Origin of the sequence: Streptantibioticus cattleyicolor NRRL 8057 = DSM 46488, from assembly GCF_000240165.1 — a bacterium.
Taxonomy (GTDB): Bacteria; Actinomycetota; Actinomycetes; order Streptomycetales; family Streptomycetaceae; genus Streptantibioticus; species Streptantibioticus cattleyicolor.
In genome coordinates this window covers 4,424,838-4,437,184 of sequence record NC_017586.1, presented here as the reverse complement: position 1 = coordinate 4,437,184, position 12,347 = coordinate 4,424,838, and the positions used below count along the sequence as shown (strand labels likewise).

Below are 12,347 nucleotides of genomic sequence, written 5' to 3'. Positions count from 1 at the left end.
CAGCTCGACTCGTCGAAGGTGGCAGCCAGATGACCGTGATCGACCACCGGGCCGACGGACTCGGCCTGTTGAAGGAGCGCGAGCAGGTGGCCCAGCGCCTGCTGGAGGCGTCCGCCAAGCACTCCTTCGACCCGGACACCGAACTGGACTGGGACGCGCCCTTCGAGGACGGCAAGTGGTTCTGGCCGCCGGAGCTGTGCTCGCTGTACGACACCCCGCTGTGGGACCGGATGTCCGAGGAGCAGCGCATCGCGCTCAGCCGGCACGAGTCGGCCTCCATAGCCTCGATGGGCATATGGTTCGAGGTCATCCTGATGCAGCTGCTGATGCGTCACATCTACGACATCGACCCGACCAGCGGCCACGTGCGCTACGCGCTCACCGAGACGGCCGACGAGTGCCGCCACTCGATGATGTTCGCCCGGTTCATCCGCCGGTGCGGGACCCCGGTCTACCGGCCCAGCCGACTCAACCTCAACCTCGCCCGGTTCATGAAGACGGTGGCCACCACCCCCGGTGCCTTCACCGCCACCTTGCTGGTGGAGGAGATCCTCGACTGGATGCAGCGGCAGACCTTCCCGGACGAACGGGTCCAGCCGCTGGTGCGCGGGGTGACCCGGATCCACGTGGTGGAGGAGGCCCGCCACGTCCGCTACGCCCGCGAGGAGCTGCGCCGCCAGACGGTGACCGCGCCGCGCTGGGAGATCGGCCTGACCCGCCTGCTGTCCGGCGAGACCGCCCGGGTGGTGGCCGCCTCGCTGATCAGCCCCAAGGTGTACGAGGCGGTCGGCCTCGACCCCCGTACCGCCGTCGAGGCCGCCCGCACCAGCCCGCACCGCAAGGACGTGATGTGCCGCTCCGCCAAGCGGCTGACCGACTTCCTGGACGACATCGGGCTGCTCACCGGCCCCGGCCGGCGGCTGTGGGTCAGCTCCGGGCTGCTGGCGGCCTGACCGGGGTGGCCGCCGGGGGCGTTAGGCCCTGTCGTCAAAAGATCGCCGGCCGCCCGGAGGGCGGTGCCCCGCGGCGTCGGGGGTACCCCCAGGCGAAGCTCTGGGGGAGCGGGTGATCGCAAGGCGGAGGGAGGAGAGCGCAGCGGGCTGCGCCGACGACCGACAACGCCGCGAGCGCGCGTGCCAGGCGCCGCGGGGGAGGCGAGATGTTGACGACAGGGCCTAGTCTGCCCGCCATGATCAGCGGTGGCGGAGCGGAGACCGGCGGCCCGGGGGCGTACCGCAGGCTCCCGGTGGCGGAACGGCGGCGGCAACTGCTCCAGGCCGCGCTGGAACTCTTCAGCCACCGTCGTCCCGAGGACGTCTCGATAGACGACATCGCGGCGGCGGCCGGCGCCTCCCGGCCGCTGGTCTACCGGTACTTCCCCGGCGGCCGGCAGCAGATCTACGAGGCGGCGCTGGGCAGCGCGGCCGGCTCGCTCACCGACTGCTTCGTGGAACCGCCGGCCGGCTCGCCCACCGAGCGGCTGCGCAACGTCCTCGACCGCTACCTGGCCTTCGTCGCCGGGCACGCCGCGGGCTTCTCCGCCCTGGTGCGCGGCGGCTGCGTCACCGAGACCAGCACCACCACCGCCATCATCGACCAGGTCCGCCGGGCGGCGGCGGAACAGGTCTTCACCCACCTCGCGGTGGAACGCCCCGGCCCCCGGCTGCGGATGGCGGTGCGCTCGTGGATAGCGGCGGTGGAGGCGGTCTCGCTGGTGTGGCTGGACGAGGACCGGCAGCCCTGCGCCGACGAGCTGCGCGACTGGCTGGTGGACCACTTCGTGGCGGTGCTGGCCGCGTCGGCGGCGAGCGATCCGCAGTGCGCGGAGGTGGTACGGGACGTCCTCGCCCAGGAGCGCCCGGACGGGCCGGCCGCGGGGCTGGCCCGCCGGGTCCTTCCGCTGGCGGACGCGGCGGCCCATCTGCTGGGGTGAGCCGCGGCCCGGGGTGCGATGCTGACCTGTGTGCGCAGCGAGCAAACCGAGTTCAGCGGCGGTCCGCTGGACGGCCGGGTGATGGCCGTCATGGTGGGCCCCACCGGCCGCCCGCCCAAGGTCTACACCGTCCCGGTGCCGGACCCGGACGGCGGTCCGGCCACCGTCCTGGTCTACCGGCTGGCCCCGGCGGGCCGCCCCCGGCGGACCAGATGGCGGTACGAGTACGACCCGTCGGGTGACGCGGGCGGCGGACGCCACTGGCCGTGGCGGCGCCGGAACCGGTGAGCGCCGGCCGATCCCCTGGCGGGGTGACGCCGTTACGCCGGTTCCCCCGTTCCGGTGTGCAGCGGGGTGACCGGATCGCCCCCCGTCATGACAGGATCGGGCCGACTGCGGCACACGACCGACCAGTGGCCGGCGACCGGAGGTGAGGGGATGTCAGTGGTACGCAGACCCCGGGGGTGGGGGCGCGCCGCGCTGGTCTGCGCGGGGCTGGCCGGCTCGGCCGTACTGGCGGCGCCGGCCACGTCGGCGTTCGCGGCCCCGAGTCCACCGGACCAGCCGGGCACCACCGCCCCGGCGCTGCCGGGCACCCCGGCCACCCTCGTCTCCCCCGACTACCTGACCTCGCTGCTCACCCGGTTGCAGACGCTCTACCTCCAGGCCGAGCAGGCCACCGAGCGGTACGACGCCACCAAGGAGAAGCTCGACAAACAGCAGGCCCGCACCGACGCGGTCAACAAGCAGCTCACCGACGAACGGGCCGCCCTGTCGGCCGGACAGGACCTGGCCGGGGCCATCGCCCGCCAGCAGTACCAGGGCGGCAGTGTCTCCCCCTACATGCGACTGCTGCTCAGCGAGGACCCGGCCGAGGCGATGGCCGTGGCCCATGTGCTCCAGGAGGCGGCCGGCAACCAGGCGTCCCTGGTCAAGCAGTTGCGCGCCGGGGAGAAGCGGCTGACCGAGCTGTCCGCCCAGGCCCAGACCTCGCTGGACCAGGTGCGCAACCTCGCCGACCAGCAGCGCAAGGACCGCGACGACGTCAAGGCCAAGCTGTCCGCGGTGGAGAAGGCGGTGGCCTCCCTCACCGGCGCCCAGCTCGCCGAGTTGTCGGCGCTGGAGCAGCACGGCATCGACCAGGCCCAGAAGGAGCTGCTGGCCTCCGGCAAGCTGGGCTCGGTGAGCCGGACCCCGTCCGCCCCCGGCGAGCAGGCCATCGCCTACGCCTTCGCCCAGTTGGGCAAGCCCTATGTGTGGGGGGCGACCGGGCCGGACTCGTTCGACTGCTCGGGGCTGACCTCGCAGGCGTGGGCGCACGCCGGGCGGGCCATCCCGCGCACCAGCCAGGAGCAGTGGGCCGACCTGCCCAAGGTGCCGCTGGACCTGCTGCGCCCCGGTGACCTGATCGTCTACTTCCCCGGCGCCACCCATGTCGCCCTCTACATCGGCGACGGCCTGGTGGTGCAGGCGCCGCGGCCGGGCGGAGTGGTCAAGGTCTCCCCGATCGCCGCCAACCCGGTGCTCGGCGCGGTCCGCCCGGACGCCACCAGCCCCTCGGTGGACACCTACCGGCTGCCGGGCATCCCCGCCGACGCGCGGCGGCCGACGCCGCTGGGGGCGCCGGCCGACGCGGCGAAGGGACGCTGAACGGGCGTCAGCTCACCGAGGCGAGGTAGGCCGCGGCCAGCTCCGGGTCGAAGAACCAGTGCTCGAAGTCGGACGGGTCGTCGAAGCCGTTGGCGAACCGGTTGGCCACCGGCTGGAGCTGCCCGGCCGCCCCGATCAGGTTCAGGACGTGCTCGGGCGGCGGGGCGAGCATGGCGTTGGTCCACTTCGTCACGTGCTGGGCGTAACCCCAGTAGCGGTCGAAGGTGGCCTGCATCCAGTCGCGGTCGAACGGCTTGTCGCCGTGGGCGAGGATGCTGTCCAGGTAGGAGGCGGCGCACTTGGCGGCGTTGTTGGAGCCCTGGCCGGTGATCGGGTCGTTGGCCACCACCACGTCGGCGACCCCGAGCACCAGGCCGCCGGAGGGGAGTTCGCCGACCGGGTTGCGCACGGTGGGGGCGTAGCGGCCGGCCAGCGTGCCGCCGGCGTCGGTCAGCTCCACCTGGCGCGCCCGGTCGTACTCCCAGGGCAGGAAGCGTTCCATCAGCTCCAGGGTGACCTGGAGGTGGTCGGCGGGGTTCTTGATGTCCTGGAAGACGTCGAGCGGCCCGCCGGGTACGCCCTCCCAGAACAGGATGTCGGCCGGGCCGGTGGTGGTCAGCGTCGGCATGACGAACATCTCGCCGACCCCGGGCACCAGGTTGCAGCGCACCGCGTGGAAGTCCGGGTGCTCCGGGCGCGGGCCGAGCCCGTGCACGTAGGCCACCGCCAGCGCCCGCTGCGGCTCGCGGTACGGGGAACGGGCGGCGTCCCGGCCGAACATCGACACCAGTTCGCCCTTGCCCGCCGAGACCAGCACCAGGTCGTAGCGGCGCGCGAAGTAGTCCAGGTCGGAGACGGCGGCGCCGTGGATGACGAGCTGGCCGCCGCGCTCGGCGAAGGTCTCCATCCAGCCGGCCATCTTCACCCGTTGGTCCACCGACTGGGCGTAGCCGTCCAGCCGGCCCACCCAGTCCACCGGCCGGGAGCCGTCCGGGCCGGCCACCGAGACGCCCAGCCCCTCGATGCGCGGCGCCTGGGACTCCCAGAAGTTGAGCCCCAGGTCGCGCTCGTGGCCGAGGGCGGTGGCGAACATGCACTGGGTGGACATCACCTTGCCGGTGCGGATCTCGTCCGCCGTCCGGTTGGACATCAAGGTGACCTCGTAGCCGCGGTCCTGCAGACCCAGGGCGAGCTGGAGGCCGGACTGGCCGGCTCCGACGATCAGTATCTTGCGCATGGTTCCTCGTGGTCGGTGGGTCCTGGGGGGGTTACTCCGGCAGTGCGGCCAGGGCCTGTCCGCACAGCACCAGCAGCGTCTCGATCACCGTGGCGCGCTCCCGGGCGTCGCAGACGACCACGGGTACGTGCGGCGGCACCGACAACGCGTCGCGGACGTCGTCGGCGGCGTACCGGGGGGCGTCCGCGAACTCGTTGACGGCCACCACGAACGGCAGGCCGGAGGTCTCGAAGTAGTCCAGCGCCGGGAAGCAGTCGGCCAGCCGCCGGGTGTCGGCCAGCACGACACCGCCGATGGCGCCGCGCGCCAGGTCGTCCCACATGAACCAGAAGCGCTGCTGGCCGGGGGTGCCGAAAAGGTAGAGCACCAGGTCCTGGTCGAGCGTGATGCGCCCGAAGTCCATGGCGACCGTGGTGGTGGTCTTCTCCGGCAGCCCGTCGAGGTCGTCGGTCTCCTCGCTGGCCCGGGTCATCAGCGCCTCGGTGGTCAGCGGGGTGATCTCGGAGACCGAGCCGACGAAGGTCGTCTTGCCGACGCCGAAGCCGCCGGCCACCACGATCTTGGCGGTCGCCGGGGCCCGGCTGGTGTCCTTCTGCCAGTCCTGGACGGCCTCCTCCGCCTCCGGTCCGGCGACGATCGCCTCAGAGCCTGCGAAGTCCACTGAGCACCCTTTCCAGCAGTGCGCGGTCGGGCTGGCCGGGCGCGGTGCCGGTGCCGTAGACGCGGATCCTTCCCTGGTCGGCCAAGTCGCTGAGGAGCACCCGTACCACCCCCAGCGGGATGCGCAGCAGCGCCGAGATCTCGGCGACCGAGCGCATCCTGCGGCACAGTTCGACGATGGCCCGCAGCTCGGGCAGGACGCCGGCGCCGATGCCGCCGGAGGTCAGCTCCGGCGGCTGCCGCGGGCCGTCGACGGTGGCGACGAAAGTCTCGACCAGCAGCACGTGGCCGAAGCGGGTCCGGCCGCCGGTGAGCGCGTAGGGGCGTACGCGGGAGGGTTTGCGGTCCGCGCCGCGGACCGGTAGCGAGGGCGCGGGCATCAGTGCTCGCTTTCGTCCGGGAGGCCCGTACCGCGGGCCTGGCTCAGCTCACTGCGCAGTTCGGGGGTGAGGACGTGTCCGGCCCGCCCCACGAAGAGCGCCATGTGGTAGGCGACGACGCTCATGTCGCACTCGGGGGTGGCGTGCACCCCGAGCAGCGAGCCGTCGCTGATGGCCATGACGAACAGGCAGCCGTTGTCCATGGCGACCATCGACTGCTTGACGCGTCCGGCCTCCATCAGCCGGGCGGCGCCGTCGGTCAGGGAGGCCAGCCCCGAGACCACGGTGGCCAGGTCGCCGGAGGACTTACCCGGCCCCGGGCGGTCCGGTCCGGCGGGCGCGGCCGGGGCCGGCCCCTCGACGTCCGCCTCGGACGAGCACAGCAGCAGCCCGTCGGACGAGATCACGGCGACCGAGCGCACGCCGGGCACCTCCTCGACGAGGTTGCCCAGCAACCACTGGAGGTTGCGTGCCTGGTTGCTCAGGCCGGCCGTGCTGTGGTCGGTACTCGACGCGTTCACCCGCGTGCCTCCTCGGAGGGTTCACTGGTCTTCGCCTCGGCCTCCGCGTCCCGGCGGCCCGCCTGGAGCCCTTGGGCGAAGCCGCCGAGGCGGCGGCGGAGCGCGTCGGCGTCCACCGGCCCGCCGCCCAGGCGGGCGGCCGGTTCGCCGGACAGGCCGCTGCTGCGCGGCACCCGCTTGGGCAGCCCCTTGCCGGTGGTCCGGGGCGCCTCGGCGGCGTCCGCCGGGACGGGGGCCTCCTGCGGGCGGGCGTGTTCGGCGGGGGGTTCGGGGGCCACCGCGCGGCGGGGCTCGGGGAGTTGGGGCGTGACGTCCGTCAACTCGGCGGTGTCGTGGCGCTGTTCACCGCGGCCGTCGTCGTCGGGGCGGGCCAGCAGGGCGTGCGGCAGGACGATCACGGCGGTGACCCCGCCCTGCTTGTGCTCGCGCAGCTGGACCCGGACGCCGTGCCGGCCGGCCATGCGGGCCACCAGGTGGAGCCCGAGGCCGCCGGTGACCGCCGAGTCGTCCGGGTGGGCGTCGGCGAGCAGGGCGTTGGCCTCGGCGAGCCGGGCCTGCGGCATGCCGATGCCGGTGTCCTCGATCGAGAGCATGACCTCGCCGTTCTCCAGCAGCCAGCCGGAGATCCGCACGTCGGCGTCGGGCGGCGAGAAGGCGGTGGCGTTCTCCAGCAGTTCGGCGAGCACGTGGCTGGTGTCGTCGGCCGCGAAGCCGGCCAGGCGGGTACGCGGCAGGGAGGCGATGCGCACCCGCTCGTACCGTTCGATCTCGGAGACGGCGGCCCGCACCACGTCGAGCAGGGGCACCGGGCGGGCCTGGGCGCCGCCGCCGGTCTCCGCGCCGGCCAGTACCAGCAGCGACTCGCTGTTGCGCCGCATCCGGGTGGCCAGGTGGTCCAGCCGGAAGAGGGTCTGGAGCTGGTCGGGGTCCTGCTCGCGCTCCTCCAGGCCCTCGATGAGCGCGAGTTGGCGTTCGACGAGGGCGAGGGTGCGCAGCGAGAGGCTGACGTAGGTGGTGCGCGCGGTGTTCTCCAGGGCGACCAGGCGGGCGGTCAGCGCCTGCTTCTCGGCTTCGAGTCCGCCTTGGCGGTCGCGGGCCTCCTGCCGGGTGGCGTGGAGTTGCAGCAGGAGGTCGTCGCGCTCGGTGGTGAGGCGTTGGCGCAGTTCGTCGCGTTCGGCGGTGAGGCGCTGTTCGAGCTGGTCGCGTTCGGCGGCGAAGCGGCGACGGAGCTGGGCGCGTTCGGCGACCGCCTTCTCGCGCGCGGCGCTGAGGCGTTCGCGTTCCTGCTCGCGCTCGGCGGCCTCGGTGCGCAGCCCGGCGGCCTCCGCGGAGATCCGGTCGACGGCGCGGGCGACGGCGGCGAACTCGTCGTGGCTGTCCACCGGCACGGTGACGGTCCGGTCGCCGTCCGCGTGGGCGGTGGCGAAGCGCAGCAGGCGGCCGAGGGGACGGGTCAGCGAGCGGGCGGTGCGGACGCCGAGGCCGAGGGCGATCAGGGCGCAGCAGGCGACCACGGCGGCGTGGATCTCCAGCGCCGTGACGTCGTCGTCGCGCAGCCGGGTCAGCCGGGTGGTGTCGGCGCCGGCCAGCGAGGACTGCACGGCCCGCATCCGGTCCACCCGGGCGGCGAGCGCGGCGTCCACGTCGGCGGTGCGCAGCCGGTTGTCGGCGGCGGTCAGGTAGCCCTTGGCGGTCAGCCGGTGCAGATAGCTCTCGGCGGTGGCCACGTCGGCGCCGGTGACGGTCTGCGCGTACCGGGTACGGGCCTGCTGGGTGGCGGCGGCGTTGAAGTCGGCGAGCGCCGCCAGCTCACCGGTACGGGACTGCTGGGCGCCGCCGGCCAGGGCGGCGGAGGTGCCGCCCGCGGTGAGCGCGGCGACCAGCTGGCCCCGGGTGGCGGAGGCGTCCTCCACCGCGGTGGCCAGCGCGGGTCCGGCGGCGGTGTCGGCGTCGGAGGCCCGGGACGGCAGCGCCCGGGCCAGCGCGCCGCCGACCGCGTCCAGCGCGTCGATCAGCGGGGTGTAGGCGTCGAAGGCCGCCTTGGCGTCGCCGGGTCCGGCCAGGGCGCCCTGCCGCACCTTCGGCAGCGAGGCCAGGGCGCTGGACAGGTCGCCGGTGACCCGGATCAGGTCGGTGGAGTCGCCGGTGTCGAGCACGGCGGCGTCCGCGGTGACCTCGGCGGTCTGCCGGTCGACCCGGGCCCGTTCCTCCTCCGAGACGCCCCGGCCGACGGTGTTGCCGTGCGCGGCGGCGGGGGGTTTCCTGGCGCCGCGTCCGGTGGCCACGTAGGCGGCCATGTCGGCGCGTTCGTCGGCCAGCGAGTGGGAAAGCGCGATGGCCGCCGTGTTGAGCTGGCTCAGCCGCAGCAGCCGCTGCGACTCGGAGACGTCGGCCACGCCGCCGGCCACCCCGGGGGCGCCCGCGGCGAGCACCGCTGTGACGGATACCAGCAAGGCGGTGACCAGGCGTCTCCGCACTCGCCGTTCGGGCCTCGCCGGTCGTGTACGCGCTTCCGCGCGCCCTCTCCGCGTTGTCCGCACCGGTTCTCGCAATCCTGTTCTCGTCCGTCGGTTGACAGCCGAAGTGACGACAAGTCAGTTGGGCATCCGCGCGAAGACACGGCCCAACGGCCGCATCCGGCGTCCCCCGATGCGTTGGTGTGCGTTACGGCGAAGCCGGCCACCGGCGCGGCGCTCGGCGCCGCGCTCCCCATTCCGTCCCGGGGCCGGCCGGTCGATCCGGCCCGCCGAGAGGCGGTGACACGCTTCCCCGCCGTGACACTCGAAGGAGTCAACAACAACCGGAAGTTGGCGTTCAACCCTGAGTGATCCCGCTCACCCGGGACCGGCCGACCGCGGTTTGGCATTGCGGCGGCCTCCTGGCAAGATTCGCGCCCGCACCCGCGTTGTCGCAGGTCAGGTATGTACCAGCGGCCCGTGGCGATACTCGGGCAGACTGCCCGTCATGCGCATCGAGACCGCGACCCGCCCAGGTACCCCCGAACGCCCCAACGAGGACTTCACCGCGGTGGCGCTCCCCGCGTCCGGGGAAGGCGGCGTACTGGTCGTCCTGGACGGGGTGACGCCGCCGCCGGCGGGCACCGGCTGCGTACACGGCGTGCCCTGGTTCACCGCGCGCCTCGGTGGCGCCCTGCTGGAGCTGGCCGCCGCGCGCCCCGGGACGGCGCTCGCCGACTGCCTCACCGAGGCCATCGCCCGCACGGCCGGATCCCACGCGTCGTCATGTGACCTTTCTCATAGGAACACGCCGCAGGCAACCGTGGTGGCGGCCCGGTGGAACCGGGACGTGGTGGAGCATCTGGTGCTATCCGACTCGGTGTTGCTGATCGAGGACACAACGGGACGCACCGCGGAGGAGTCGGTACGGGCGGTGCTCGACGACCGCCTCGGCCGGTTGCCGGAGCCGGTGCGCGCGATGCGGGCCGCGGTACGGGCGCTGCCGCCCGGGTCGCCGGAACGGGCGGTGGCGGGGGCGGAGTACGGGCGGGCGGTGGAGGCGCTGCGCAACGCGGAGGGCGGCTTCTTCACCGCCGCCGCCGACCCCTCGGTCGCCGCCCGCGCCGTCACCGGCGCCACCCCGCGCGCCGATGTCCGCTCGCTGACGGCGCTCACGGACGGGGCGTCGCGGTTGGTGGAGGTGTTCCACGAGTGCGGGTGGGGGGAGCTGGTGGAGGTCGTTCGCGCGGCGGGTCCGGAGGAAGTGATCCGCCGGGTCCGCGCGGCGGAGGCCGCCGACCCGTCGGGTACGCGCTTCCCCCGCGGTAAGCGCCACGACGACGCGACGGTCACGCACGCCGCCCTCGGGGTTCCCCCGGTCCCCCTTCGTCGTGGCTGACGTCACGGATGTTTCCCCCCGCCCACCCGTGGCTGTATTCGTCTAGTGCGGGATGCGCACTGTCTTCCTGGGTTTCCGGGGGCCCTCCGGGGTGACTCCTCGCTCCCCGTATCCGCCAAGGCTTGGCTCCGGCTGCTGGGTCGCTGCGGGGACACCCCTGCACGCCCCCGTTCTGCATCGTTCCGCGCTGCGGCACGGAGGGGGTGAGAAAAAGACCGGGGTGACCCCAACCTCCTCACTCACCCCCACCCGCGAAGAGAGGCACCCGCACGACGGCACAAGGGGGTGTGCCGGGGGTGTCCCCGCAGCGACCCAGCGGGGCGGAGGAAAGCCGACAACGAAACCTGGAGCGAGGAGTCACCCCCGGCGCGCCCCCGACCCCGTACCGGCAGTAGGCGAACCCACCCCGTGCCGAACCAAACCAAACCCACCCCAACCCCCCACCGGACAGGGGCCGCCGGAGGCCACCCCGGCACCCCGAACCGGGCGAACCGGGCCACGGAGTAATGGTTGGCCGCAAGCGCGTAGCGGGGCCGTTAGGGGGCGGTGTTCAGGCGGTGGAGGAGGCGGGCGAGTTCGCGGACGTCGCGGGGGTCCCATTCGGCGAGTTGCCGCCAGTAGCGCGCGCGGCGCGCTTCGCGGACGCGGCCGAGACGGTGGTGTCCCTCGTCGGTGAGGCGGAGGAGGAACGCGCGGCCGTCGGCCGGGTCGGGTTCGCGGGCGACGAGGCCGAGTTGTTCGAGGGCGCGCAGTTGGCGGCTCATGGTGGCCTTGCCGACGCCGAAGTACGCGGCGAGTTCGGTGGCGCGTTCCGGGCCGGTCTCCTCCAGCCGGACCAGCAGCCCGTAGGCGGCGGGTTCGAGTTCGGGGTGGACCTGGCGGGCCATCTCCCCGGAGGAGGCGCGGGCCCGCCGGTAGAAGACGGTGATCTCCCGTTCGAGGGCGTCCATGCCCCGGTCGTACCACTCGGGGCCGGGTCCCCCCTCGGTCACTTCGTCGCGCCCGTCGTCGGCCTTCCGCACGTCAGCCCTTTCCGGCGGTGAAGATTTCCTTCAGCGCCTGCCATCACCGCAGCTCCTCCAGTATTCCGGAGGATTAGACCAACGGCGGTCCACGGGCCCTCTTCCGCCTCGCCGTTCTACGCGCGTACCGTCAGCCGTGGGCAATATGTCATGACCACACCAAGGAACCCCCCGGCAGCAATCCACGCGCACCTTGGAGGCGTTCATGTCCCTCGACCCGACCGCACGTCGACGCAGACCCGGCCGCTCACGGGCGGCCGGATGGCTGGTGGCGGCGGTGACCCTGTTCGCCGCGGTGCTGGCCCTGCCCGGGACCGCGTCGGCGGCCGGGCACGGCCACGTCACCCACCCGCAGCTCGACTGGGCCGGCTCCACCGTCCGCGCCCACGAGGGCGGCGGCCACGGCGAGCCGGTGGTCCCGGCGACCACCCAGACCCCCGGCATGGACGTCAGCGCCTACCAGGGCGACGTCGACTGGTCGACCGCCTGGAACAACGGCGCCCGCTTCGCCTACGTCAAGGCCACCGAGAGCACCACGTACACCAACCCGTACTTCGCCCAGCAGTACAACGGCTCGTACAACGTGGGCATGATCCGCGGGGCCTACCACTTCGCCACCCCGGACACCTCCGGCGGGGCCACCCAGGCCGACTACTTCGTCGGCCACGGCGGCGGCTGGTCGGCCGACGGCAGGACGCTGCCGCCCGCGCTGGACATCGAGTACAACCCCTACGGCGCCACCTGCTACGGGCTGAGCCAGTCGGCGATGGTCGGCTGGATCGCCGCGTTCAGCGACGAGGTGCACGCCCGCACCGGCCGCTACCCGGTGATCTACACCACCACCGACTGGTGGACCAGCTGCACCGGGAACTACGGCGGCTTCGCCTCCGCCAACCCGCTGTGGATCGCCCGGTACAGCACCGGCCCCGGCACCCTGCCGGCCGGCTGGGGCTACCAGACCTTCTGGCAGTACGCCGACTCCGGCACCCTCCCCGGTGACCAGGACTACTTCAACGGCGCCTACGACCGCCTCCAGGCGCTCGCCACCGGCTGACGCCGCCGGCCGGGGCCGTGGACCGCGCGGTCCAC

At 73.5% G+C, this 12,347-nt stretch carries 12 protein-coding genes; 6 read left to right on the top strand and 6 right to left on the bottom strand.

What is annotated here, in order from left to right:
• Positions 1 to 29 precede the first annotated feature (29 nt).
• The 4 genes from SCATT_RS19570 to SCATT_RS19555 all read left to right on the top strand — a co-directional run bounded on the left by SCATT_RS19570 (position 30) and on the right by SCATT_RS19555 (position 3,583).
• Complete coding sequence (locus tag SCATT_RS19570) at positions 30 to 953, top strand: AurF N-oxygenase family protein (RefSeq protein WP_014144856.1); 924 nt, start codon at positions 30 to 32, stop codon at positions 951 to 953.
• A gap of 236 nt (positions 954 to 1,189) precedes the next feature.
• Entirely contained in the window at positions 1,190 to 1,933 is a 744-nt protein-coding gene (locus SCATT_RS19565) for a TetR/AcrR family transcriptional regulator (RefSeq protein WP_014144854.1), read from the top strand.
• An 18-nt stretch (positions 1,934 to 1,951) separates the two neighbouring features.
• A complete protein-coding gene (locus SCATT_RS19560) occupies positions 1,952 to 2,221 on the top strand; it encodes a hypothetical protein (protein WP_014144853.1) in 270 nt (89 codons plus the stop codon).
• 156 nt (positions 2,222 to 2,377) lie between these two features.
• Positions 2,378 to 3,583 (top strand): C40 family peptidase, encoded by a 1,206-nt coding sequence (locus SCATT_RS19555; RefSeq protein ID WP_014144852.1) that lies wholly within the window; start codon positions 2,378 to 2,380, stop codon positions 3,581 to 3,583.
• A 7-nt stretch (positions 3,584 to 3,590) separates the two neighbouring features.
• On the opposite strand, the gene SCATT_RS19550 is transcribed toward SCATT_RS19555, so the two are convergent.
• Genes SCATT_RS19550 through SCATT_RS19530 form a run of 5 tightly spaced genes read right to left on the bottom strand, consistent with a single transcriptional unit; the run spans position 3,591 to position 8,834 of the window.
• Positions 3,591 to 4,820 (bottom strand): styrene monooxygenase/indole monooxygenase family protein, encoded by a 1,230-nt coding sequence (locus SCATT_RS19550; protein WP_014144851.1) that lies wholly within the window; start codon positions 4,818 to 4,820, stop codon positions 3,591 to 3,593.
• 31 nt (positions 4,821 to 4,851) lie between these two features.
• On the bottom strand, positions 4,852 to 5,481 hold the full coding sequence (locus SCATT_RS19545) for a GTP-binding protein (RefSeq protein WP_014144850.1): 630 nt from the start codon (positions 5,479 to 5,481) through the stop codon (positions 4,852 to 4,854).
• Positions 5,462 to 5,860 carry a DUF742 domain-containing protein gene (locus SCATT_RS19540; protein ID WP_014144849.1) on the bottom strand — a complete coding sequence of 133 codons (399 nt, stop codon included), beginning with the start codon at positions 5,858 to 5,860 and terminating at the stop codon, positions 5,462 to 5,464. Before SCATT_RS19540 ends, SCATT_RS19545 begins: the two co-directional genes overlap by 20 nt.
• Positions 5,860 to 6,381, bottom strand: coding sequence for a roadblock/LC7 domain-containing protein (locus SCATT_RS19535; RefSeq protein ID WP_014144848.1), 522 nt, complete (start codon positions 6,379 to 6,381; stop codon positions 5,860 to 5,862). Before SCATT_RS19535 ends, SCATT_RS19540 begins: the two co-directional genes overlap by 1 nt.
• A complete protein-coding gene (locus SCATT_RS19530; RefSeq protein WP_157894841.1) occupies positions 6,378 to 8,834 on the bottom strand; it encodes a sensor histidine kinase in 2,457 nt (818 codons plus the stop codon). The genes SCATT_RS19535 and SCATT_RS19530 overlap by 4 nt, the downstream gene beginning before the upstream one ends.
• Positions 8,835 to 9,345: 511 nt before the next feature.
• On the opposite strand from SCATT_RS19530, the gene SCATT_RS19525 reads away from it, so the two are divergent.
• Positions 9,346 to 10,236, top strand: coding sequence for a hypothetical protein (locus tag SCATT_RS19525; RefSeq protein ID WP_014144845.1), 891 nt, complete (start codon positions 9,346 to 9,348; stop codon positions 10,234 to 10,236).
• A 536-nt stretch (positions 10,237 to 10,772) separates the two neighbouring features.
• Here the strand turns inward: SCATT_RS19525 and SCATT_RS19520 are convergent.
• Positions 10,773 to 11,228 carry a MarR family winged helix-turn-helix transcriptional regulator gene (locus SCATT_RS19520; protein ID WP_042507671.1) on the bottom strand — a complete coding sequence of 152 codons (456 nt, stop codon included), beginning with the start codon at positions 11,226 to 11,228 and terminating at the stop codon, positions 10,773 to 10,775.
• A 235-nt stretch (positions 11,229 to 11,463) separates the two neighbouring features.
• On the opposite strand from SCATT_RS19520, the gene SCATT_RS19515 reads away from it, so the two are divergent.
• A complete protein-coding gene (locus tag SCATT_RS19515; RefSeq protein ID WP_014144843.1) occupies positions 11,464 to 12,312 on the top strand; it encodes a lysozyme in 849 nt (282 codons plus the stop codon).
• The last annotated feature ends 35 nt before the right edge of the window (positions 12,313 to 12,347 follow it).